Raw genomic sequence first — 23,060 nt, 5'->3', positions numbered from 1 at the left:
CCGGTCCGGGCCCCTCGTGTCGGTTCTGGCGACCGCGTCAGACGTTCGCGGCACCCGCGCCGGCGCCGTGCTCGGCGAGCAGGCGGTCGGTCTCGTCCTGGACGTGGGTGGCGAGCTCGGCGAACTTGGGTGCGTGCTCCCGCGCGTGGTGCGCGCAGAACAGCAGCTCTCCGACGGGCAGGACGACGCGAACGTACGCCTGCGCGTTGCAGCGGTCGCAGCGGTCGGCTGCGGTCAGCGGTTCAGTCATGGTCCCTGTCACATCCCCATACAACCATCCCGTCCCCGTTTCCATGTCACCGGGAGGGGGTGGTTCGCTGACCGCGTACTGAACTGACACATGATCGTGACGAGACCGGCATCCGCGGCCGACCGGCAGGCGTGTTCCCGGGCGTCGTGGGTGTGCGCGACTACGATCAGCGCGTGACGACGACCTCCTCGCAGTCGGGCTACACCGCTCGCCATCTCTCCGTCCTCGAAGGCCTCGAGGCGGTGCGCAAGCGCCCGGGCATGTACATCGGGACCACCGACAGCCGCGGCCTCATGCACTGCATGTGGGAGATCATCGACAACTCGGTCGACGAGGCCCTCGCGGGCGAGGGCGACCGCATCGACATCGTGCTGCACGCCGACTCGTCGGTCGAGGTCCGCGACAACGGCCGCGGCATCCCGGTCGACATCGAGCCGAAGACCGGTCTGACCGGCGTCGAGGTCGTGTTCACCAAGCTGCACGCGGGCGGCAAGTTCGGCGGTGGCTCGTACGGCGCGTCGGGCGGCCTGCACGGCGTCGGCGCCTCGGTCGTCAACGCGCTGTCCTCGCGGCTCGACGTCGAGGTCGACCGCGGCGGCAGGACGCACCGGATGACGTTCCACCGCGGCGAGCCCGGCGTGTTCGACGACCGTGCCGAGCGCAGCCCCGAGTCCCCGTTCGAGCCGTTCGTCTCCGGCTCCGAGCTGGCCGTGGTCGGCAAGGTGGCGCGTGCGAAGACCGGGACGCGTGTGCGCTACTGGGCCGACCGGCAGATCTTCCCCAAGACGGCCGTCTTCTCCTACGACGAGCTCGTCACGCGCGCCCGGCAGACCAGCTTCCTGGTCCCCGGCCTGACGCTGACGGTCCGCGACGAGCGCGGGATCGCGGGCACGCCCGGCGAGAACGGCCCGCACGAGGAGACGTTCTTCCACTCGGGTGGCGTCGTCGACTTCGTCGAGCACCTCGCGCCCGACGCCGCGGTGACCGACACGTGGAGCCTGACCGGCACCGGCTCGTTCACGGAGACGGTCCCGGTGCTCGACGAGCGTGGCCACATGACCCCGCAGGAGGTCGCCCGCACGTGCGAGGTCGACGTGGCGCTGCGCTGGGGCACGGGCTACGACACCGAGATGCGCAGCTTCGTCAACATCATCTCGACCCCCAAGGGCGGCACGCACCAGGCCGGCTTCGAGGCCGGGCTCATCAAGGTGCTGCGCAAGCAGGTCGAGCTCAACGCACGCCGGCTGAAGATCACGGCGAAGGACGCGCAGACCGAGCGGATCGAGAAGGAGGACATCCTCGCGGGCCTGACCGCGGTCGTGACCGTCCGGCTGGCCGAGCCCCAGTTCGAGGGGCAGACCAAGGAGGTCCTCGGCACGGGCCCGGTGCGTGCGATCGTCAGCCGCGTCGTCGACACCCAGCTCGCCGCGATCTTCGCCTCGCCCAAGCGTGACCACAAGGCGCAGTCCAGCCTGCTGCTCGACAAGATCGTCGGCGAGATGCGCGCGCGGCTGTCCGCGCGCAAGCAGAAGGAGATCTCGCGCCGCAAGAACGCGCTCGAGACGTCCGCCCTGCCCGCCAAGCTCGCGGACTGCCGGATCGACGACGTGGCGCGCAGCGAGCTGTTCATCGTCGAGGGCGACAGCGCGCTCGGCACCGCCAAGCTCGCGCGCAGCTCGGACTTCCAGGCCCTGCTGCCCATCCGCGGCAAGATCCTCAACGTCCAGAAGGCCTCGGTCACGGACATGCTCCGCAACGCCGAGTGCGCGGCGATCATCCAGGTCGTCGGCGCGGGTTCGGGCCGGACGTTCGACCTCGAGGCAGCCCGCTACGGGAAGATCGTCCTCATGACCGACGCCGACGTCGACGGCGCGCACATCCGCACCCTCCTGCTCACCCTCCTGTTCCGCTACATGCGCCCGCTGGTCGAGGCCGGCCGGGTCTATGCCGCCGTGCCCCCGCTGCACCGCATCGAGGTGATCGGCGGCGGCGGGCGCAAGAACGAGTACGTCTACACGTACTCGGAGGCCGAGCTGGCCGCGACGCTGAAGAAGCTCGACCGCTCCGGCAAGCGCTACAAGGAGGACATCCAGCGCTACAAGGGCCTGGGTGAGATGGACGCCGACCAGCTCGCGGAGACGACCATGGACCCGCGTCACCGCACGCTGCGGCGCGTCACGGTCGAGGGAGCGGCACGCGCCGACGAGATCTTCGAGCTGCTCATGGGTTCGGACGTCGCACCCCGCAAGGACTTCATCGTGGCCGGTGCCGAGGGCCTCGACCGCAGCCGCATCGACGCCTGAGCACGCCAAACAGGTTGCCCGCGCCGCGCCCCTCAGCCAGGGTTGCGGCGTGAGCACCAACCTTCGCCCCCTGGCCGAACGCGTCGACGCACCGACCGTCGCGCCGATCCCGCAGGGCACGGACCTGACGTGGCGCGCGCTGACGACCGGCGACGTGGCGGCGCTCGCACGCCTGGTCGACGCGGTCGAGACCGCCGACGCCGCGCCCTACCGGTCGGCGCCCGAGGAGCTGACGGAGCACCTCGAGGACCCGGCGCTGGACCTGACCCTCGACACGCTCGGCGGCTGGGACGACGACGGCGTCCTGCGCGCGTGGGCGTTCGTCGACCAGCCGGCGGGGGACACCACCGTGGTGCGGGCGTTCCTGTCCGGCGGCGTGGACCCGCTGTGGCGCGGAAGGGGGATCGGGCGCCAGGTGCTGGCGTGGTCGATGGCCCGGGGCCGCCAGCGCATCGTCGCGACGGGCAAGGAGGTGCCGGCCCGGCTCGGCGTGTTCGTCGATGACACCGCCGCGGGGACGATCGCGCTGCTGACGGCCGGCGGCCTGACGCCGATCCGCTACTACTCCGAGATGCGCCGCTCGCTCGAGGGGGACCTCCCGGTGACCACGCCGGCCGACGGCATCACGGTGCTGCCGTGGTCGACCGACGTCGACGAGCGCGCCCGCCTCGCGCACAACGAGGCGTTCGCGGACCACTGGGGCAGCGAGCCGCAGACTCCCGAGCAGTGGTCCAAGGGCCGTGCGATGTTCGCGCCGACGTGGAGCTTCGTCGCGGTCGACGAGGCCTCCGGCGAGGTCGCGGGCTACCTCGTGTCGGGCAGGTACGAGCAGGACTGGCCGATCGCCGGGTACTCCTCGGGCTACACCGAGCTGCTGGGCGTGCGGCGTGCGTGGCGCGGGCGAGGGGTCGCGAGCGACCTGCTGCTCGCCGCCATGCTCGCCTACCGTGCGGACGGCATCCAGTACGCCGAGCTGGGCGTCGACACCGAGAACCCCTCGGGCGCGCACGGCCTGTACGCGCGGCTCGGGTACGAGGTCTTCCACGGCACGACGCTGCGCACGATCGAGCTCTGAGCCGCCCGAGGGGGCGCTAGCATCACCCTCGCCGGTCGACGAGGACCGCGCTCGCTTCGCCGGACGACGACGTCCGGCGCCTGGAGGTCACGGTGATCCGACGCTCGCGCCCTGCCGCTCACGGGTGGGCGGCCGCCTACGCGCTGGCCGCTGTGGTGCACCTCGGCGCCCTGCTGACCGGCGCCGAGGCCCTCGCCGACGCGAGCCAGTGGGTGCTCATGCCCCTCCTCGCGGCGGCGCTCGTCACCGCGACGCGCTGGCCGCGCGGTCACCTCGTGCGCTGGGGGCTCGCCGCGCTGGCGGCGTCGTGGCTCGGGGACTCGCTCCCGTCGCTGCTGCGCGGTGACGCGGCCTTCCTCGCCATGATCGGCTGCTTCCTGCTCGCCCAGGTCGCTTACGTCGTCGCCTTCGCGCCCGACGCCCGCCGGTCGGTCCTGCACCGGCGCCCTGCGCTGCTGGTGCCGTACGGGTTCGTGCTCGTCGGTCTCGTCGCCGCCTGCGCGCCGCACGCCGGCTCGCTGCTCGTGCCCGTCGCGATCTACGGCGGCGTGCTGACGGCGATGGCCGTCCTCGCGACCGGGGTCGGTCCGCTGGTCGCCGTCGGCGGGGCGGTCTTCCTCGTCTCGGACGGTCTCATCGCGCTCGGCCGGTTCGTGCCGGCCTGGGACCCGTCCGGCCAGGACTTCTGGGTCATGCTCACGTACGTCGCGGCGCAGGCCCTGATCGTCGTCGGGATCGCCGCCCGCAACCGTGCGGTCCGGCGTGCCCCGGCCGCGGAGGCGAGGCAGGCGCTGCCCGCCTGATCAGCCGACGGCGTGCACGGGTGCCGGGAGCGGCACTCCGGACATGTCGCGGCGCTGGTCGACGGGCGGCAGGTCGACCGCCTGGCCCGCCGAGCCGGTCGCCCACGCCGGACCGATCCCGACCCACGCCAGGATGAGCGCGTCCTCGCCCTTGAGCAGGCGGTGCGCACGCACGCCGCCCGTGGCCCGTCCCTTGCCGGGGTAGACCTCGAACGGGGAGACCTTGGCGGTGCCGGACTGCGTGCCGGGCAGGGCCGACGACGAGCCCGCGACGGTCACGACGACGGCCTCGTCCGCGCGTCCGGCCGGGACCGCGCCGAAGGCGACGACACGGTGACCGGCGGCGAGCTTGATGCCGGCCATGCCGCCCGCGGCGCGGCCCTGGGGGCGCACGGCCGACGCGGCGAAGTGCAGGAGCGACGTGTCCGAGCTGACCAGGACGAGCTCGTCCTCGTCGACCACGGGTGCGGCGCCGACGACCTCGTCGCCGGGCTTGAGCGCGACGACCTCCCAGGCGTCCCGGTTGCCCGGCACATCACCGGGGCTGACCCGCTTGACCACGCCCTGCGCGGTGGCGAGCGCGAGCGTCGGGGCGTCGACGGCCAGCGACGCGAGCGCGACGACCCGCTCGCCGGGCTCGAGGGCGACCACCTCGCGCACGGGGACCCCGCCGGACAGCGACGGGGTGCCGTCGGTCGGCGGCAGGCTCGGCAGGTCGAGCACGGAGACCCGCACCATCCGGCCGCGGGACGTGACGGCGCCGATCTCGGCACGCACGGTCGTCAGCACGCCGCCGCCGAGCACGTCGTGCTTGCTGCGGCGCGACTCGGCGGTGCGCACGACGGGCTCCTCGGAGGAGGTCCGTGCCAGGAGACCCGTGCCGGACAGCAGCGCCCACGTCGGGGTGTCCGCGATCTCCAGCGGCGTCGCGGCCGAGCGACCGACGGCGGGTGCTCCCGTGACGGCACCGCCCCCGGCGGAGTCCAGCAGGATCGTGCGGCGGGGCGTGCCGTAGGTCGCGGCGACGTCGGCCATCTCGTCGGACACGAGCGTGCGCAGGCGCGCGTCGTCGCCGAGGATCTCGCGCAGCTCGGCGATCTCCGTGGCGAGCAGCTCCTGCTCCTTCTCGAGCTCGATGCGGGAGAACTTGGTCAGGCGCCGCAGCCGCAGCTCGAGGATGTACTCCGCCTGGGCCTCGGACAGGTCGAACACGCTGCGCAGGCGGGCGCGCGCCGTCTCCGCGTCGTCGGACGCCCGGATGACCTGGATGACCTCGTCGATGTCGACGATCGCGATGAGGAGGCCCTCGACCAGGTGCAGACGCTCGAGCCGCTTGGCGAGCCGGTGCTCCGAGCGGCGGCGCACGACCACGAGCCGGTGCTCGACCCACACGACGAGCAGCTCACGCAGGCCCAGCGTGCGCGGCTGACCCTCGACGAGCGCGACGTTGTTGATCGAGAACGAGTCCTCGAGCGGGGTGTAGCGGTAGAGCTGCTCGAGGACGGCGTCCGGGTTGAACCCGGTCTTGACCTCGATGACCAGCCGCAGGCCGTGCGCACGGTCCGTGAGGTCGACCGCGTCCGAGATGCCGGAGAGCTTCTTGGACTGCACGCCCTCCTTGATCTTCTCGATGACCTTCTCCGGGCCCACCGCGTAGGGGAGCTCGGTGATGACGATGCCCTTGCGCTTGGGCGTGACGTTCTCGATCCGGGCGGTCGCGCGGGTGCGGAACGCGCCGCGGCCCGTGCGGTAGGCGTCGCGGATGCCGTCGAGGCCGACGATCTTGCCGCCGCCGGGCAGGTCCGGGCCTGGCACGAAGCGCATGAGCTCCTCGAGCGTCGCCGCGGGGTGCTGCACGAGGTGCCGGGCGGCCGCGATGACCTCGACGAGGTTGTGCGGCGCCATGTTCGTCGCCATGCCGACCGCGATGCCGGCCGCGCCGTTGACCAGCAGGTTCGGGATCGCCGCCGGCAAGACCTCGGGCTGCGTGAGCTTGTTGTCGTAGTTCGGGACGAAGTCGACGACGTCCTCGTCGAGCCCGATGGTCATCGCCATCGCCGCCGGAGCCATGCGCGCCTCGGTGTAGCGGGGGGCGGCGGGGCCGTCGTCGAGCGAGCCGAAGTTGCCGTGGCCGTCGATCAGCGGCAGGCGCAGCGAGAACGGCTGGGCGAGGCGGACCATCGCGTCGTAGATCGCCGTGTCGCCGTGCGGGTGGAGCTTGCCCATGACGTCGCCGACCACGCGCGCGGACTTCACGTACGGGCGGTCCGGGCGCAGACCCATGTCGGACATCTGGAACAGGATGCGACGCTGCACGGGCTTGAGGCCGTCGCGTGCGTCCGGCAGGGCCCGCGAGTAGATGACCGAGTAGGCGTACTCGAGGAACGAGCCCTCCATCTCGGTCGCGACGTCGATGTCGACGATCCGCTCGACGAGGTCGTCGGGCGGCAGGTCGGGGGTCGCGGGGCGACGCGCCATGGGGGAGTGCTCCTCGGGGGCCGGGCTGCGGTGCGCGGACCATTGTCGCCCGTCGCGCGCCGCAGCGACGTCGCGGCACGCGGAGGCCGCCCGTCGTAGTCCCGCGCACTAGCCTGGCCTGCATGGCAGACGTCACCGACGACGCACGGCAGGCGGCCTACCCGGCAGCCTGGGAGGCCGACGTCGTGCTGCAGGACGGCACGACGACGCACGTCCGGCCCCTGCGGCCCAGCGACGCCGACGCGCTGCAGGCCTTCCACGTCGGCCAGTCGGAGCGCTCGACCTACCTGCGGTTCTTCGCCCCCCTCGAGCGGCTCTCCGACCGCGACCTGACCCGCCTCGTCACCGTCGACCACGACGCGCGGGTCGCGCTGGTCGCCGTCGCGGCCGGCATCGACGGCACCGAGCAGATCATCGGCGTGGCCCGGTACGACCGGATCGAGGACGACGAGGCGGAGGTCGCGTTCAACATCGCGGACGCGCACCAGGGCCGCGGGCTCGGCTCGGTGCTGCTCGAGCACCTGGCCGCCGCGGCGCGCGAACGCGGCGTGCGCCGGTTCGTCGCCGAGGTGCTGCCGCAGAACGGCCGCATGATCTCGGTCTTCAAGGACGCCGGGTACGCGGTGCGGCAGCGCACCGAGGACGGCATCGTGGCCGTGGGGTTCGACATCGACCCGACCGACCGCTCGCTCGCGGTGATGGCGGACCGGGAGCACCGGGCCGAGGCGCGGTCGGTGCGTGCCTTCCTCGAGGCGCGCTCCGTCATCGTCGTCGGGCCCGGGCCGGCCGCCGCGGGGTCGCCGCGTGCGCGAGCCGCGTCGACGGCACTGGCGAACCTGCGGGCGGGCGACCCCGCGGTCGTCCTGCACGCCGTCGGCGTCGAGGGCCCGGGCGCCGGGGTGCACCTCTACGACGCGCTGGACCTGGTGCCGGGCCCGGTCGAGCTCGCCGTCGTCGCGGTGGACCCGGCGGAGGCCGCCGGCGTCGTCCGCGCGCTGGCGCGGCTCGATGTGCGCGCCGTGGTGCTGCTCTCGGCCGGCTACGCCGAGCTCGGACCCGAGGGGCTCGACCGGCAGCGGGCCCTGCTGCGGGTCGCCCACGCGGCCGGCATGCGGGTGGTCGGGCCCGCGTCGTACGGGGTGCTGGTCGCCTCGGGAGACGGCTGGCTCAACGCGTCGCTGGCCGAGACGCCGCCGACGATCGGCCGCGTGGGCCTGTTCTGCCAGTCCGCCCCGATGGCCGTCTCGCTGCTCGCGGCCGTCCGGCGACGCGGCCTCGGGCTGGCCGAGTTCGTCTCCTCGGGTCACCGCGCCGACGTCTCGGGCAACGACGTCATGCAGTTCTGGGCCGACGACGACGGCACCGACGTCGTCGGGCTGTACCTGGAGTCGATCGGCAACCCGCGCAAGTTCTCCCGCGTGGCCCGCCGGCTCTCGCTCTCGAAGCCGGTGGTCGTCGTGACCAGTGGACGCTCGGGGCAGGTGGTCCCGCCGGGCCACGCCGTCCGGCCGACCCACGCGAGCCCGCGCGCTCTCGACGAGGTCCTGCGGCAGGCGGAGGTGATCCGCGTCGACAACACCCACCAGCTGCTCGACGTGGTCGAGGTGTTCGCCCACCAGCCCGTCCCGGCGGGCCGGCGGGTGGCGATCCTGGCGAGCTCGGCGTCCGTGGCGGCGCTGGTCGCCGAGGCTGCCGCGGCCGCGGGCCTCGTGGTCCCCGGGGCCGTGACGATCCTGCCCGCGGGTGCGACCGCCGCCGCGGTCGGCGCCCAGGTCGACGCGCTCTACGACGACCCCGACTGCGACGTGGTGCTCGTCGTGCTCATCCCGACGATCGGGCTCCCGGACCCCGAGCTGGTCCGCGTGGTCGCACGGGCCGCAGCGCGGACCGGGCGCACGACCGTGGCGTGCGTGCACGGGCTGCACGGCATCACGGCCGAGCTCACGGCCGACGACGAGCAGGGGCGCCCGCGGACCGTCCCCGCGTACAGCGCGCCCGAGGACGCCGCCCTCGCGCTGGGCCGCGCGGCGCGGTACGCGGTCCGGCGCCGGCGTGACCGCGGACGCACCCTGCACCTCGAGGGCACCGACACCCAGGCCGCCCGCCGGCTCGTCGCGGACTGGCTCGCCACCTCGGCCGAGGGGGTGATCGCGCTCGACGCCGAGCAGACCGCCGCCGTCCTCGCCACCGTGGGCGTGGCGGTCCTGCCGTCCTTCGAGGTGCACGACGCGGACGAGGCCGTCGAGGTCGCCCGCCGGATCGGGTGGCCGGTGGCCCTCAAGACGACGGTTCCCGCGCTGCGCCACCGCGCGGACCTCGGCGGCGTGCGGCTCGACATCGACGACGAGGCGGGCCTCAGGTCCGACGTGGCCCACGTGCTGTCGCTCGCCGAGTCCCAGCGGGCCGACCCGGCGCGCGCGCCGCTGGAGGTGCAGGCGATGGGCCCACGCGGCTCGGCGTGCGTGATCCGGACCGCCGAGGACCCGCTGTTCGGCCCGATCGTCAGCTTCGGGCTGGCGGGTGACGCGTCCGACCTGCTGGGGGACGTCAGCTACGGCGTGCCCCCGCTGACCGACGTCGACGTCGCGGAGCTCGTGCGCTCGCCGCGCGCGGCGCCGCGGCTGTTCGGCTACCGCGGGCTGCCCGCGCTCGACGTCGCCGCCCTCGAGGACGTCGTCGCGCGCGTGGCCGTGCTGTGCGACGACCTGCCCGAGCTGCGCTCGCTCGAGCTCAACCCCGTCGTCGTCGCGGAGAGCGGGGTCGTCGTGCTCGGCGCGCGCGCCAGCATCGCCCCCGCGGACCGCGCCGACGGGACCCGTCGCCTGCAACGGGTGTGAGCCCGCGCGACGGGTGACGGCGAGGTGGTGGAAGGATGGGGGTGTGCCCGCCGCTTCCACCGCCCTGCGTCAGGACCTGCACCGAGCCGGTTACTACCCGGAGCTCGTCGCGGACGTCCTGGACGTCGCGCTCGCCGACGAACCCGTGGTCGCCCACCTGGTGCACCCGGAGACCACGTTCGACGCCACCGAGGTCCGACGTCACGTGACCGTCCTGGTGCTGACCCCCACCCGCCTCGTCTGCGCCCACGTCGACGACCACCCCGCCGACCTCGAGCACCCCTCGGCCAGCGCGTCGGCGACCACGGAGTCGGTGCCGCTGGGCGAGCTGCGCTCGGTCGCCCTCACGCACGTCGTGCCCGAGCCTGCCAAGCACAAGGCGGGTCAGCCGGCGCTCGAGCTGACGCTCGCGATCGGTTGGGGCGCGGTCTCCCGCGTCGACCTCGAGCCCGCGACGTGCGGCGACCCGTCGTGCGACGCCGACCACGGCTTCACCGGCTCCCTGACGCCCGACGACGTCGTCGTGCGGGTCAGCGCCGCGGCCGAGGGGATCGACTCCGTGCGGGCCGCGACCGCGTTCGCCCGGGTGCTGTCGGCGGCGAGCGCCGGGTCACGATGACGGACGTCGGGCTCTCGGGCCTCGTCACGGGCCCGATCGCCGACCGGGCCGAGGCCGCCGGGTTCGTGCTCCCCGGTGGTGGGCGGCAGTGCCTGGGCACCGTGCTGCCGGCGGCCGCGGACGCGCTGGGTGCCGACCTCGGCGTCGACCTCGGAGGGGCCGGCTCGCGCGCCGCGATCGGGCTGCCCGAGGCCGAGCGGGTGTGCGTGGTGCTCGTCGACGGCGTCGGCTACACCAACCTCGTCGAGCGCGCGGGCCACGCGCCGTTCCTGCGGCCGCGGCTCGCCGGCTCCGAGCCGCTGACCAGCACGTTCCCGTCCACGACGGCCACCGCGATGGGCACGTTCGGCGTCGCGGTCCCCCCAGGCGGGACGGGGATGCTCGGCTACACCGTGCGGGTCCCCGGCTCCGGGCAGCTCGGCAACCTCGTGTCGTGGACGGACATGCCGCCGGCCCAGACGTGGCAGCGCCGGCCCTCGGTGTTCGAGCGGCTCGTCGGCGCGGGCGTCGCCGTGACCAGCATCGGCCCCGCGCGGTTCGAGGGATCCGGTCTGACGCAGGCTGCCCTGCGCGGTGCCGCGTACCGCTCCGGCGAGTCGCTCGCGGCCCGCGTCGACGCGACCGTCGCCGCGCTGCGCGCTCCGGGGCTGGCCTACCTGTACTGGGGCGACGTCGACAAGGCCGGCCACCACCACGGCTGGGGCTCGTGGCAGTGGGGCGACGCGCTCGCCGAGCTGGACTTCGAGCTCGGTCGCCTCGCGCGGTCCGTGCCGCGCGGGACCGTCATCCTGGTCACCGCCGACCACGGGATGGTGGACGTCGACCTGACGGCTCGGTGGGACGTCGCCGAGACGTCCGCGCTCGCCGCCGAAGTCGCGCTCGTGGCGGGCGAGCCCCGCGCGCTGCACCTGCACCTCGCCGACGGCGCCGACGCCGGTGACGTCCGCGCGCGGTGGGCCGACGTCCTGGGTGAGCACGCCTTGGTCGCGACGCGTGCCGAGGCCGTCGCGCAGGGGCTGTTCGGCGCGGTGGACGACTGGGTCGCGCCGGTGATCGGTGACGTGGTGGTCGCGATGACCGGCCGTGCCACGGTGGTCGACTCCCGAACGCAGACCCCCGCCTCGCTCGACCTCGTCGGCGTGCACGGCTCGCTGACCCCGCACGAGATGCTCGTCCCCGCGATCGTCATCGCCTGACCCCGCTCCCGGACCGCCACAGCGAAAGGGCCGTGACCCATGGCCGAGCTCGTCTTCTTCTCCGGCACGATGGACTGCGGCAAGTCCACGCTCGCGTTGCAGATGCACCACAACCACGCCGCACGCGGGCGCGACGGCGTGCTGTTCACCCGCCAGGACCGCGCGGGCACCGCGACGATCTCCTCGCGCCTGGGGCTCGTGCGGCAGGCCTGCGAGGTCGACGACGCGACGGACTTCTGGGCCGAGGTCATCACGCGTCGCACGCAGGGCAGGCCCGTCGACTACGTCATCGGCGACGAGGCGCAGTTCTACACCGCGGCGCAGGTCGAGCAGCTCGCCCGGGCCGTCGACGAGCTCGGGGTCGACGTGTTCGCGTTCGGGATCTCCACCGACTTCCGCGCGCAGCTGTTCCCGGGCTCCGCGCGGCTCGTGGAGCTCGCCGACCGCGTCGAGGTCCTCCAGGTCCGCGCGCTGTGCTGGTGCGGCGCACGCGCGACGCACAACGCGCGCACGGTCGCGGGCGTGATGGTGGTCGAGGGCGCCCAGGTGGTCGTCGGCGACGTCGAGGCCGGCGCCGACGAGGTCGGCTACGAGGTCCTGTGCCGCCGGCACCACATGCGCCGGATGACCGCCGCCACCGCACGCGCGGCCTCGCCGACCCCCCAGACCCTCACGCTCTCCGTGCAGGCCTGAGCGGTCCGCCTACTCCGGGCGGGCCCCGAACACGATCTCGTCCCAGCTCGGCACCTTGGCGCGGCCCCGGCGCGCCCTCGGTCGCTCGGAGTCGTCGCCGACGGCGGCGGCGGGTGCCTCGGGCACGGGCTCGGGCTCGGGTGCTGGCGGCAGCGCCGAGATGATCGTCGGACGCACCGGCGTCGGCAGGACCACGGCCTCGCCGTCGTCGTCCGCGTCCGCCGGGTGAGCGCCCGGGACGGACGCGTCCAGGTGCGAGAAGTCGAACGCGTGCTGCGGGCCGAAGCCCTCGAACTCCTCGGCGTCGCCCTCGTCGTCGACGTCCACGGCCTGGCGCACGCCGCGTCGGGTGCGCAGGTCGTCGAGCAGCTCGGCCGTCTCCTCCTGCGGGTCCGCGGGCGTCTCCGCCTGCTCCTCGACGACGGGGACCGCGGCGGTCGCGTCGACCGTCGTCTGGAAGTCGAAGACGACGTCGCGCACCGCGGCCAGGTGGCGCCGCGCGACGGGCTCGTCGGGCAGCTCGGTCTCCGACAGCCAGCGCGCCTCGTCCTCGTCGGCCGTCACGGAGCGAGCGCTCGTGTCGAAGGTCCAGCGCGCCTCGTGGTCGACGTCGCCGACCGTGAAACGAGCGAGGACGACCCACGGGCCGGACGCGCCGCGCGCGGCGTCCCAGGCCAGCGAGCCGACGTCCACGCCGCGCACGGCCAGGCGGTCGGTCACGAGGTCGCCCAGCGTCGGTGCGCCGGAGTCACGCCCGATGCGCGTGCCGCGGGCCTGCTCGGCGATGTACTCGCGCTCGGCGAGCACGGGCCCCTCGTAGCGGCGCACGTGCTCGACGGTCAGCCCGGACTGCTCGGCGACCTCCTGCGTGGTGGCGCCGGCGCGGATGCGGGACTGGATCTCGCGGGGGCTCAGGTTGCCGGCGCCCTCGGCCCGCAGCTGCTCCAGCTGGGGGCGGTCACGGCGTACGGCCGCGCGCAGCGTCTCGTCGATGCGGACGCGGAAGCGTCCGCCGTCGGGTCGTGCCAGGACGAGATGTTCCCCGTCCTCGTGCAGACCGACCAGCTCGAGCTCTTCCATCCGACCTCCCAGTACCTCGGTGCGAGCCTGCCATCCCGTCCGCCCGAAGCGGCGGACCCGTCCCGGTGTGCCGCGCGGCGATCGGTCCCGCCTCCGGCCACGCGGGGGCTGAGATGATGCGGCGGTGATCGCCGACCTGCCCATGGAGCCCGTCCTCGAGGTGATCGGGGTCTTCGTCGGCGCGCTGTCCGGGGCGTTGGCCGGGGTGCGCAAGCAGTTCGACGTGTTCGGCATCCTCGCGCTCGGCTGGGCGGCCGGGCTCGGCGGCGGTCTGCTGCGCGACGTCCTGATCGGGGCCGTGCCTCCCGTGGGCATCTCCGACTGGCGGCTGGTCGTGACGGCGCTCGTCGGCGGCCTGGTGATGTACTTCTTCCACCCGCGCCTCGAGCGTGCGCGGCGGTCGATCGTGCTGCTCGACGCCGGCGCGCTGGCGCTGTTCACGGTCGTGGGCGCGATCAAGGGCCTCGAGCACGGCACCACGCTGATCGCGGCGATCTTCGTCGGCGTCCTGACGGGCGTCGGCGGGGGAGTGCTGCGCGACCTGCTGACCGGCGAGGTCCCCGTGGTCCTGCACCACCGCCAGCTCTACGCGATCCCCGCGCTGCTCGGCGCGAGCGCGATCGCCGTGCTGTGGAAGCTCGACCTGGCGACCACCGGCACCACGGTCGCGGTCGTCGTCGGCATCTTCGCGCTGCGCGTGGTGGCACTGCGGTTCCAGGTCGAGGCGCCCGGTCCGTGGCCCGGGCTGCGGCGGGGGCGCGGCTGACGACAGGATGGGCGCATGCGACCCACTGATGACGACGCCCTCCTCGACGAGCTGATCGAGGTCGCGCGGACGATCGCCGTGGAGTCCGGCGCGCTGATCCGCGCGGGCCGCCCGGCCGAGGTGGAGGTGGCCGGCACCAAGTCCACGGCGCAGGACATCGTCACCGCGATGGACCTGGCCGTCGAGGCGCACCTGCGTGCGCGCCTGGGCGAGCTGCGTCCGGACGACGCGGTGCTCGGCGAGGAGGGCGGATCGACGGGCGGCACGTCGGGCGTCACGTGGGTCGTCGACCCGATCGACGGCACGGTCAACTACCTGTACGGGCTGCCGTCGTACTCGGTGTCGGTCGCGGCCGTCGTCGGGCCGCCCGACCCGTCCACCTGGACGGTCCTGGCCGGGTGCGTGCACGCGCCCGTCGACGGGCGGACGTTCGTCGCCGGTCGCGGCCGCGGAGCCACCCTCGACGGCGAGCCGATCCGGGTCCGCGAGGCGCCGTCGCTGCTGGACAGCCTCGTCGGCACCGGGTTCGGGTACCGCGAGGAGCGACGCCGTTCGCAGGGCCGCGTGGTGGCCGCGGTGTTGCCCCGGGTACGTGACATCCGTCGCATCGGATCGGCCGCTCTCGACCTGTGCGCGGTGGCCTCCGGAAGCCTTGATCTGTATTACGAGAGGGGCTTGTCACCCTGGGACCTCGCGGCCGGTGAGCTCATCGCCAGAGAGGCAGGTGCGCAGGTCAGCGGCCTGCGGGGCCTGCGCCCGGGCACGGAGATGACCGTCGCGGGGCACCCTGTCCTGCAGGCGGAGCTGGCGGCGCTGCTCGCCGCGAACGATGCCGATACCGACTTCTGAAAGCCACCTGAGAAACAGGTCGCACGTCCATGTTCGCGCCGACGCCAGATGTGGTGCACAATCCCTCCGCACGTGGGAACAAAACGCGTGCCCGGCGCATTGAGCACGCGTACCGCACAGCCCACGCAGAAGACGGAGTGTGACGCCACACATGGCTACCGACTACGACGCCCCGCGCAAGACCGAGGAGGACCTCAGCGAGGACTCGCTGCAGGAGCTCCAGGCCCGGCGCTCCGACAAGAACTCGGGCGTGGTGGACGAGGACGAGACCGAAGCCGCCGAAGGGTTCGAGCTTCCGGGCGCGGACCTGTCCGGCGAGGAGCTGTCGGTCCGCGTCCTCCCGCGCCAGGCAGACGAGTTCACGTGCTCGCACTGCTTCCTGGTGCACCACCGCAGCCAGCTCGCGTTCGAGAAGGACGGCCAGCCCGTCTGCTCGGAGTGCGCTGCCTGACGCTCGAGAACGAACCGCTTCGGCCGACGTCCCAGATCCTGGGCGCCGGCCGTCGTGCTGTCCGGGGCGGGTCAGCCGCGAGTCAGCCGCGAGTCAGCCGCGCAGCGCGGCGGCGAGCGCGTCGGGGTGCCGCGTCGAGACGATCCAGTAGGGGGTCGGGTCGGCCGGGTCGACCAGCTCGACGCGCACGGCCCGGTGGATCCACCCGCGCGTGCACAGGTGGGCGCGGGCGTCGAGGCGCGGGCCCAGCTCGGCGCGCAGCTCGTCCGCGTCCAGCTCCCGCACCTCGCCGAGCAGCGTCAGGGGGATGTGCGCGTCGCCCGCGAGCAGCTCCCCGTCGGTCACCGACACGGTGGTCGTCGTCGCGAGGCCGAGCGCGACGAGCGCCACGGTCGCGACCACGGTGACGACGAGCGCGAGGAGCGCGTCGACCGGCAGCGCCGCCACCCCGAGGCACCCCGCGAGGGCGACGACGCCGAACCAGCCCAGGGGACCGAGCCAGAGCCGCTCGAAGAACACGTGGGTCGCGGGCGCGGTGCCGGGCAGCTTGCTGGACATGGCACAAGTTTCGCATCCGTCGCCGTGCCCCCGTCGCGCCCCGTCGCGCCCCCGGCCGGGGTCGCGGACCGGTAGGGTCTGGCCCCGTGATCGACGACCACCGCACCGAGGTCCTGCTGCTGAGGCTCGACCCCGAGCTCGACGCCCCCGCGTACGCCCACCCGGGCGACGCCGGCGCAGACCTGCTGACCCGGGTGGACGTCGTGATCCCGCCCCAGGGCCGCGTCACGGTCCCGACCGGCGTCGCGATCGCGCTTCCCGACGGATTCGCCGCGTTCGTGCACCCCCGCTCGGGCCTGGCGATGAAGCACGGCCTGACCATCGTCAACGCGCCGGGCACGGTCGACGCGGGCTACCGGGGCGAGATCGCGGTCACCCTGCTGAACACCGACGCCGCGCACGCCATCGAGCTGCGCCGCGGCGACCGCATCGCCCAGCTGGTCGTCCAGCGCGTGGAGCGGGTCCGGTTCGTCGAGGTCGAGACGCTGCCGGGGTCGCACCGGGGCACGGGCGGGTTCGGGTCGTCGGGCGGCTGGGGCCAGGCGGCCGTCACCGGCTAGGTGGGCTTTCCTCGGCGGACTACTGTCGAGGGTGATGACGCGCGCTCGCGCGTCGGTCGAAGGAGAAGCACGTGGCTCTGTTCCGGCGTGGCGCGAAGGACATCGCGCCCGACGACATCACCGAGGCCGAGGTCGACGCCGAGGTCGAGACGCCCGACGAGGACGTCGTCGAGGCCCCTGCGCGCACGCGTGGACCCTGGGACGTCGACGAGGTCGAGGACGAGCACGCTCGCGTCGACCTCGGCGCGCTGCGGGTCCCCGGCATCCCCGGCATGGAGCTGCGGATGGAGATCGACAAGGCCACGGAGGTCGTCTCGGCGGCGAGCGTGTCCATCGAGGGCTCCCAGCTCCAGCTGCAGGCCTACGCGGCGCCCCGCACGGACGGCATCTGGGACGAGATCCGCGAGGAGATCGCCGCGTCCGTCGTGCAGCAGGGCGGCTCCGTCGACGACCTGCCGGGGCCGTTCGGCCGCGAGCTGCTCGCGCGCCTGCCCGTCCGCACCGCGGAGGGCCGCACCGGTCACCGCCCGGCCCGCTTCCTGGGCGTCGACGGGCCGCGCTGGTTCGTCCGCGGCGTCATCACCGGCAAGGCCGCCGTCGAGCCCGCAGCGGCCGCCGTCCTCGAGCAGGTGTTCGGGGGAGTCGTCGTGGTGCGCGGGACCGAGGCGCACGCGCCGCGGGACCTGCTCGGGCTGCGCCTGCCCGGCCCGGCGTCCGCGCCGGCCGAGGACGAGGCTGAGCCCGCGGCGCCGAGCTTCGACCCGCTGGAGCGCGGCCCCGAGATCACGGAGACCCGATGAGCCTGACCGAGCGCCTGCGTCACCTGGCGGCGTCCCAGGCGGAGATCGAGGCCGACGAGGAGCGTGCCGACCAGGTGCGCGCCGTGGGCTGCACGCCCGTCGACCAGCTCCCGGTGCGCTCGCGTGCCCGTGTCTCCGGCGTGATCCGCTCGGTGACCTTCCGCCCGCGGGAGGGCGTCCCGGCGCTCGAGGCCGAGCTCTACGACGGCAGCGGCACGCTCGTGCTCGTCTGGCTCGGTCGGCGCGAGATCGCCGGCGTCGTGCCGGGCCGCCGCCTGAAGGCCGAGGGCCTGGTCTGCCTCGTCGACGGCAAGCGCACGGTGTTCAACCCCGGCTACGAGCTGCGGCCGCGACCCGGTGAGTGAGTCCCCGGCGCCGCAGGGCGCCCCCGAGGGCCCGCTGGACGCGATCGACGACGTCGTCGCGCCCGAGGAGGGTGGGCTGCGCGGGATGCGCGCCCTGACGGCCGAGGAGTTCTCCGCGGCCGACGCGGTCGGCGGCGTGCGTGGCGTCGTCGAGTCGGTCGCACCGGGCCTGCTGTTCGTCGTCGTCTACCTGGCCACGGGCCAGTCCCTGACCCCGGCGCTCGTCGCGGCGGCCGGTGCGGCGGTCCTGGCCGTCATCGTCCGTCTCGTGCAGCGCACGCCGGTCACGCAGGCCTTCTCGGGCCTGCTGGGCGTCGGCATCGGCGTCGTGTGGGCCTGGCGCACGGGCGACGCGTCGGACTACTTCGCCTACGGCCTGTGGGTCAACGGTCTCTACCTCGTCGGGACGCTCGCGAGCATCCTCGTGGGCTGGCCCCTCGTCGGCCTCGTGATGGGCCTGTTCACCAAGGGCGGCCCCCTCAGCGGGGGACCCTGGTCGGCGGCCGTCGCGTGGCGCTCGGACAAGGCCCTGCGCCGGACGTACAGCCTGGCGACGTGGCCGTGGGTCGCGATGTTCGCGGTGCGGCTGGCCGTCCAGGTGCCGCTCTACTACTCCGAGGACATCGGCTGGCTCGGCACGGCGAAGCTGGCCATGGGCCTGCCGCTCACCGCGCTGGCCCTCTGGATCAGCTGGTTGCTGGTGCGCTCGACGCGCTCACGCCAGTCCTGAGCACCGCCTGCAGCGCCGCCTCGTCGGCGTCGCGCCCCGTGACGAACAGCAGCTCGTCACGGCCCTCCAGCGTGTCGTCCGGGCTGGGGGAGAGGGGGCGCGCGTCGCGCACGATGCACGCCAGCACGGTGTCCTGCGGCCACTCGATCTGACCCACGCGCATGCCGGCGAGCGGCGAGCCGTCGGGAAGGGTGAGCTCGAGGATCCCGGCGCGCGACTGGTGGAACGTGAAGATGCGCACGAGGTCGCCGACGGAGACGGCCTCCTCGACCATCGACGTCATGATCCGCGGGGTCGAGACGGCGACGTCCACGCCCCACGCCTCGTCGAACATCCACTCGTTCTTGGGGTTGTTCACGCGCGCGACCGTGCGGGGCACGCCGAACTCGGTCTTGGCGAGCAGCGAGATGACGAGGTTCGCCTTGTCGTCGCCGGTCGCGGCGACCATGACGTCGCACTCGTCGGCCCGGGCCTCGCGCAGCGTGGGCAGCTCGCACGCGTCGGCCAGCAGCCAGTCCGCGTCGGCCACCTGGGCGATCCGCATCGCGCTCGGCTGACGGTCGACGATGGTGACCTCGTGGTCGTGCGCGAGCAGCTCGCGCGCGATCGAGCGGCCGACGGACCCGGCGCCTGCGATGACGACCCTCACTCGGACACCTCCGGTGCGCGCGTCAGCACGCGTTCGACGTGGGCGGAGTCGGAGACCTTGAGCAGCAGGTGCACGGTGTCGTTCTCCTGCAGGACGGTGTCGACGGTCGGCAGGACGCCGTCGCCGTAGCGCGTGACGTAGGCGACGCGCGAGCCGCTGGCCTCCTCGAGGGAGCGCAGCGGGCGACCGACCCACGCCTCGTGCACGTCGAGCTGCACGAGCTGGATCTGCCCGGACGCGTCACGGAACTCGTCGCTCGCCCCCATGGGCAGCAGCCGTCGCAGGACCTGGTGCGCGGTCCACCGCACGGTCGCCACGGTCGGGATGCCGAGGCGCTGGTAGATCTCGGCGCGGTGGGGGTCGTAGATGCGCGCGACGACGTTCTCGATCCCGTAGGTCTCGCGCGCGACGCGCGCGGCCAGGATGTTCGAGTTGTCGCCGTCGGCGACGGCCGCGAAGCCGTACGCGTCGTCGATCCCGGCCTTGGTGAGGGTGTCGCGGTCGAAGCCGAGGCCGGTCACCTTGTTGCCCGCGAAATCGCCGGGCAGGCGCCGGAAGGCGTCGGGGTTCTGGTCGATGACGGCCACCGAGTGGCCGTGTTCCTCGAGGTTGAGCGCCAGCGAGGCACCCACCCGGCCGCAGCCCATGATCACGAAGTGCACGACCCGGACGCTATACCCCCGGGCACCGGTACGTGCAGCAGGCCCGGCGTGCGTACGATCGGCCTCGTGTCGGACCTCTCGGATGCCGCCAAGCGCTTGCTGATCGGACGTCCGGTCCGCAGCGACAACGTCGGCCACACCCTCCTGCCCAAGCGCATCGCGCTTCCGGTGTTCGCCTCGGACGCGCTCTCGTCCGTGGCGTACGCGCCCGACGAGATCCTGCTGACGCTCTCGATGGCCGGGCTGACGGCCCTCGTCATCTCGCCGTGGGTCGGCCTGGCGGTCGCGGTCGTGATGATCACCGTCGTCGCGTCCTACCGGCAGAACGTGCGCGCGTACCCCTCCGGCGGAGGCGACTACGAGGTGGCGACCGTCAACCTCGGCCCGAACGCCGGAGTCACGGTGGCGAGCGCGCTCCTGGTCGACTACGTGCTCACGGTGGCCGTGTCGATCTCGTCGGGCGCCCAGTACGCCTCCACCGCGTTCCCCCCGCTGCGGGGGCACGAGGTGCCGTTCGCGATCGTCCTCGTCGTGCTGATCACGGTCGCGAACCTGCGCGGTGTCAAGGAGTCGGGCAAGGCCTTCGCCATCCCCGTCTACCTGTTCATGCTGGCGATCGGGCTCATCGCGGTCGTCGGAGCCGTCCGCTACCTGACCGGCAACCTCCCGATGGCCGAGAGTGCAGGCCTCGGCCTGACGCCCGAGGCCGCTTACGACCAGGGGCTGACCGGCCTCGCCGGCTTCTTCCTGATCCTGCGCGCGTTCGCCTCGGGCTGCGCGGCGCTGACGGGCGTCGAAGCGATCAGCAACGGCGTGCCCGCGTTCAAGAAGCCCAAGTCGAAGAACGCCGCTACCACGCTCGCGCTGCTGGGTGGCCTCTCGATCATCATGATCCTGTCGATCCTCCTCCTTGCGCGTGCCACCGGTGTGGTGTTCGCCGACGACCCGGCGACGCAGCTCACGCGGGACGGCGTGCCCGTGGGCGACTCCTACGTCCAGCACCCGGTGATCAGCCAGCTCTCGGCAGCGATCTTCCACGGCATCCCGGTGCTCTTCGTGCTCATCGCCGTGGCCACCGGTCTCATCCTCGTGCTCGCCGCGAACACGGCGTTCAACGGCTTCCCGGTGCTCGGCTCGATCCTCGCGCGCGACGGCTACCTGCCGCGCCAGCTCCACACGCGCGGCGACCGCCTCGCGTACTCCAACGGCATCGTCACGCTGGCCGCGGTCGCGATCGTGCTCATCTGGGCGTTCGACGCCCAGGTCACCAAGCTGATCCAGCTGTACATCGTGGGCGTGTTCGTGTCGTTCACGCTGAGCCAGCTCGGCATGGTCCGGCACTGGACGCGGGGCCTGCGCACCGAGCCCGAGCCCGCTCGCCGCTCGCAGATGCTGCGCGCTCGCGTGGTGAACTCGATCGGGTTCGTCATGACCGGGACCGTGCTGATCGTCGTGCTCCTCACCAAGTTCACGCACGGTGCCTGGATCGCGATCCTGGCCATGGCCGTCGTCTTCGTGACCATGCGCGCGATCCACAAGCACTACGCGACCGTCCGCGCCGAGCTCGCCCTCGGCGTCGACTCCGAGTCCGCGCGGGCGCTGCCCAGCCGCGTGCACGCCATCGTGCTCGTCTCGCACCTGCACCGCCCGACGATGCGCGCGCTGTCCTACGCCCGCGCCGGGCGCCCGAGCACGCTCGAGGCCGTGACCGTGGGCGTCGACCCGGACGACGTGACGGCCCTGCGCGAGCAGTGGGACGCCATGGACCTGCCGGTACCGCTGCGCGTGCTCGACTCGCCGTTCCGCGAGATCACCCGCCCGGTGCTCACCTACGTGCGCTCGATCCGCCGGGAGAGCCCGCGGGACCTGGTCGTCGTCTACATCCCCGAGTACGTGGTGGGACACTGGTGGGAGCAGCTGCTGCACAACCAGAGCGCCCTGCGGCTCAAGGGCCGCCTGCTCTTCACGCCCGGCGTCGTCGTCGCGTCGGTGCCGTGGCAGCTCGCTTCCTCCGAGGGCCAGACCGGTCTCGAGGATCCCCTGCGTGGACCGGTGAACCGTGGCTTCTGACATCCTGCCTGACGCTCTCGTCGACCTCGAGGTCGGCCCGATCGCCCATGGTGGGCACTGCGTGGCGCGCTACGACGGCCGCGTGGTCTTCGTCCGGCACACCCTGCCGGGCGAGCGTGTCCGTGCCCGGCTGACCGACGCGGCGCCCGACGCCAAGTTCTGGCGCGCGGACGCGGTCGAGATCGTCTCGGCCTCGCCGGACCGCGTCGAGTCGGTGTGGCCCGAGGCCGGTCCCGGCGGCGTCGGTGGTGGCGAGCTCGCGCACGTCGCGCTGCCCGCTCAACGCGCCTGGAAGGCCGCGGTGCTCGACGAGCAGCTGCGCCGGCTGGCCAGGCTCGAGCGGGACGTGAGCATCCTCGCGGCCCCGGGCGACGACGAGTTCGGCGGCCTGGGCTGGCGCACGCGGATCGACCTGGTCGCGGACGCGTCCGGCCGTGCCGGCATGCGCGGCCCCCGCTCGCACGACGTGCACGCGCTGACCTCGATGCCGCTGGCGTCGCCCACCATCGAGGCTCTCGAGCTGTTCGAGCGCACCTGGCCCGCCGGTGCCCACATCGAGGCCATCGCGCCCGCCAGCGGGGACGAGCCCGTCGTGCTGCTCGACGGCCTGCCGTACGACCTGCGCAAGGGACGCGTCGACAAGCGCCCGAACGCCCGGACCTCGGTGCGCGAACGCGTGGGCGACCGCGTGTTCCGCGTCGCCGCCGCCGGCTTCTGGCAGGTCCACCGTGAGGCGCCGGGCGTGCTGACCGACGCGGTGCTCGCGGGCGTCGGCGACGTCGACGGCGCCGCCGTCCTCGACCTCTACTCGGGTGCCGGCCTGTTCACCGCCCCGCTCGCGGACGCCGTTGGCGAGACCGGTGAGGTCGTGTCCGTCGAGGGCGACGAGCGTGCCGTCAAGGACGCCCGCCGCAACCTGCACGACCGCGGCAACGTCGAGCTGCACGCCGGGGACGTCGGGCGCGTGCTGTCCGGCCGTGACGACGCCGACTCGGATGTCGTGCACGCGGACGTCGTGGTCCTCGACCCGCCGCGCACCGGCGCGGGCCGTTCGGTCGTCGGCGGCATCCTCGAGCTGCGGCCCGAGCGCGTCGTCTACGTCGCGTGCGACCCCGCGGCGCTGGCACGGGACATCGCGCTGTTCGCCGACGGCGGCTACGGCGTCGAGACGCTGCAGGGCTACGACCTGTTCCCGATGACGCACCACCTCGAGACCGTCGCGGTCCTGACGCGCTGACGGGCACCCCGCGGGACGGGGCGCCCGTC

At 73.7% G+C, this 23,060-nt stretch carries 22 protein-coding genes; 16 read left to right on the top strand and 6 right to left on the bottom strand.

Annotation, left to right across the window (positions count from 1 at the left end):
* Positions 1-37 precede the first annotated feature (37 nt).
* Positions 38-250: a hypothetical protein gene (locus EDF34_RS02605; protein WP_233575150.1), complete on the bottom strand. Its 213-nt coding sequence runs from the start codon at positions 248-250 to the stop codon at positions 38-40.
* 173 nt (positions 251-423) lie between these two features.
* On the opposite strand from EDF34_RS02605, the gene EDF34_RS02600 reads away from it, so the two are divergent.
* The 3 genes from EDF34_RS02600 (at position 424) to EDF34_RS02590 (ending at position 4,431) form a co-directional block, all read left to right on the top strand.
* The gene (locus tag EDF34_RS02600; protein WP_123370633.1) at positions 424-2,553 is read left to right on the top strand and encodes a type IIA DNA topoisomerase subunit B; all 2,130 of its coding nucleotides are present in this window, start codon (positions 424-426) and stop codon (positions 2,551-2,553) included.
* A 49-nt stretch (positions 2,554-2,602) separates the two neighbouring features.
* On the top strand, positions 2,603-3,628 hold the full coding sequence (locus tag EDF34_RS02595) for a GNAT family N-acetyltransferase (protein WP_123369792.1): 1,026 nt from the start codon (positions 2,603-2,605) through the stop codon (positions 3,626-3,628).
* 92 nt (positions 3,629-3,720) lie between these two features.
* Entirely contained in the window at positions 3,721-4,431 is a 711-nt protein-coding gene (locus tag EDF34_RS02590; RefSeq protein WP_233575149.1) for a lysoplasmalogenase, read from the top strand.
* Here EDF34_RS02590 and EDF34_RS02585 read toward each other — a convergent pair whose 3' ends face one another.
* On the bottom strand, positions 4,432-6,909 hold the full coding sequence (locus EDF34_RS02585; protein ID WP_123369791.1) for a DNA topoisomerase (ATP-hydrolyzing) subunit A: 2,478 nt from the start codon (positions 6,907-6,909) through the stop codon (positions 4,432-4,434).
* A gap of 122 nt (positions 6,910-7,031) precedes the next feature.
* Between EDF34_RS02585 and EDF34_RS02580 the strand changes: the two genes are divergently transcribed.
* The 4 genes from EDF34_RS02580 to EDF34_RS02565 are packed head-to-tail and all read left to right on the top strand — an operon-like array spanning position 7,032 to position 12,254.
* Positions 7,032-9,746, top strand: a complete 2,715-nt coding sequence (locus EDF34_RS02580) for a GNAT family N-acetyltransferase (protein WP_123369790.1) — start codon at positions 7,032-7,034, stop codon at positions 9,744-9,746.
* A gap of 43 nt (positions 9,747-9,789) precedes the next feature.
* The gene (locus EDF34_RS02575) at positions 9,790-10,365 is read left to right on the top strand and encodes a DUF5998 family protein (protein ID WP_123369789.1); all 576 of its coding nucleotides are present in this window, start codon (positions 9,790-9,792) and stop codon (positions 10,363-10,365) included.
* On the top strand, positions 10,362-11,561 hold the full coding sequence (locus EDF34_RS02570) for an alkaline phosphatase family protein (protein ID WP_123369788.1): 1,200 nt from the start codon (positions 10,362-10,364) through the stop codon (positions 11,559-11,561). Before EDF34_RS02575 ends, EDF34_RS02570 begins: the two co-directional genes overlap by 4 nt.
* Positions 11,562-11,600: 39 nt before the next feature.
* Entirely contained in the window at positions 11,601-12,254 is a 654-nt protein-coding gene (locus tag EDF34_RS02565) for a thymidine kinase (protein ID WP_123369787.1), read from the top strand.
* Positions 12,255-12,263: 9 nt separating this feature from the next.
* On the opposite strand, the gene sepH is transcribed toward EDF34_RS02565, so the two are convergent.
* Positions 12,264-13,334, bottom strand: coding sequence for a septation protein SepH (sepH, locus tag EDF34_RS02560; RefSeq protein WP_123369786.1), 1,071 nt, complete (start codon positions 13,332-13,334; stop codon positions 12,264-12,266).
* A 124-nt stretch (positions 13,335-13,458) separates the two neighbouring features.
* On the opposite strand from sepH, the gene EDF34_RS02555 reads away from it, so the two are divergent.
* From EDF34_RS02555 to EDF34_RS02545, 3 genes are all read left to right on the top strand, one after another.
* Positions 13,459-14,100, top strand: a complete 642-nt coding sequence (locus EDF34_RS02555; protein ID WP_233575148.1) for a trimeric intracellular cation channel family protein — start codon at positions 13,459-13,461, stop codon at positions 14,098-14,100.
* Between the two features lie 15 nt (positions 14,101-14,115).
* Complete coding sequence (locus EDF34_RS02550) at positions 14,116-14,949, top strand: inositol monophosphatase family protein (protein ID WP_123369785.1); 834 nt, start codon at positions 14,116-14,118, stop codon at positions 14,947-14,949.
* Between the two features lie 151 nt (positions 14,950-15,100).
* A complete protein-coding gene (locus EDF34_RS02545; protein ID WP_118767077.1) occupies positions 15,101-15,400 on the top strand; it encodes a DUF4193 domain-containing protein in 300 nt (99 codons plus the stop codon).
* Positions 15,401-15,493: 93 nt separating this feature from the next.
* On the opposite strand, the gene EDF34_RS02540 is transcribed toward EDF34_RS02545, so the two are convergent.
* Positions 15,494-15,958, bottom strand: a complete 465-nt coding sequence (locus tag EDF34_RS02540; protein WP_123369784.1) for a DUF3093 domain-containing protein — start codon at positions 15,956-15,958, stop codon at positions 15,494-15,496.
* 89 nt (positions 15,959-16,047) lie between these two features.
* Between EDF34_RS02540 and dut the strand changes: the two genes are divergently transcribed.
* From dut to EDF34_RS02520, 4 genes are all read left to right on the top strand, one after another.
* Positions 16,048-16,518 carry a dUTP diphosphatase gene (gene dut / locus EDF34_RS02535; protein WP_123370630.1) on the top strand — a complete coding sequence of 157 codons (471 nt, stop codon included), beginning with the start codon at positions 16,048-16,050 and terminating at the stop codon, positions 16,516-16,518.
* A 71-nt stretch (positions 16,519-16,589) separates the two neighbouring features.
* On the top strand, positions 16,590-17,318 hold the full coding sequence (locus EDF34_RS02530; RefSeq protein WP_123369783.1) for a DUF3710 domain-containing protein: 729 nt from the start codon (positions 16,590-16,592) through the stop codon (positions 17,316-17,318).
* Positions 17,315-17,683, top strand: coding sequence for an OB-fold nucleic acid binding domain-containing protein (locus EDF34_RS02525; protein ID WP_123369782.1), 369 nt, complete (start codon positions 17,315-17,317; stop codon positions 17,681-17,683). The genes EDF34_RS02530 and EDF34_RS02525 overlap by 4 nt, the downstream gene beginning before the upstream one ends.
* 85 nt (positions 17,684-17,768) lie before the next feature.
* Positions 17,769-18,413, top strand: coding sequence for a DUF3159 domain-containing protein (locus EDF34_RS02520; protein ID WP_123370629.1), 645 nt, complete (start codon positions 17,769-17,771; stop codon positions 18,411-18,413).
* Here the strand turns inward: EDF34_RS02520 and EDF34_RS02515 are convergent.
* Together EDF34_RS02515 and EDF34_RS02510 are read right to left on the bottom strand one after the other, a co-directional pair.
* Positions 18,370-19,062: a TrkA family potassium uptake protein gene (locus tag EDF34_RS02515; protein WP_123369781.1), complete on the bottom strand. Its 693-nt coding sequence runs from the start codon at positions 19,060-19,062 to the stop codon at positions 18,370-18,372. The two genes, EDF34_RS02520 and EDF34_RS02515, sit on opposite strands and share 44 nt — an antisense overlap.
* The gene (locus EDF34_RS02510) at positions 19,059-19,709 is read right to left on the bottom strand and encodes a TrkA family potassium uptake protein (protein ID WP_123370628.1); all 651 of its coding nucleotides are present in this window, start codon (positions 19,707-19,709) and stop codon (positions 19,059-19,061) included. Before EDF34_RS02510 ends, EDF34_RS02515 begins: the two co-directional genes overlap by 4 nt.
* An 81-nt stretch (positions 19,710-19,790) precedes the next feature.
* Between EDF34_RS02510 and EDF34_RS02505 the strand changes: the two genes are divergently transcribed.
* Positions 19,791-21,794 (top strand): APC family permease, encoded by a 2,004-nt coding sequence (locus tag EDF34_RS02505; protein ID WP_123370627.1) that lies wholly within the window; start codon positions 19,791-19,793, stop codon positions 21,792-21,794.
* The gene (locus tag EDF34_RS02500) at positions 21,784-23,031 is read left to right on the top strand and encodes a class I SAM-dependent RNA methyltransferase (protein WP_233575146.1); all 1,248 of its coding nucleotides are present in this window, start codon (positions 21,784-21,786) and stop codon (positions 23,029-23,031) included. The genes EDF34_RS02505 and EDF34_RS02500 overlap by 11 nt, the downstream gene beginning before the upstream one ends.
* Positions 23,032-23,060: the final 29 nt, after the last annotated feature.

The organism is Cellulomonas sp. PhB150, from assembly GCF_003755175.1.
In the GTDB taxonomy this organism is placed as follows: Bacteria; Actinomycetota; Actinomycetes; order Actinomycetales; family Cellulomonadaceae; genus Cellulomonas.
The sequence above is the reverse complement of the archived record's forward strand: the minus strand, read 5'-3'. Positions and strand labels throughout refer to the sequence as shown.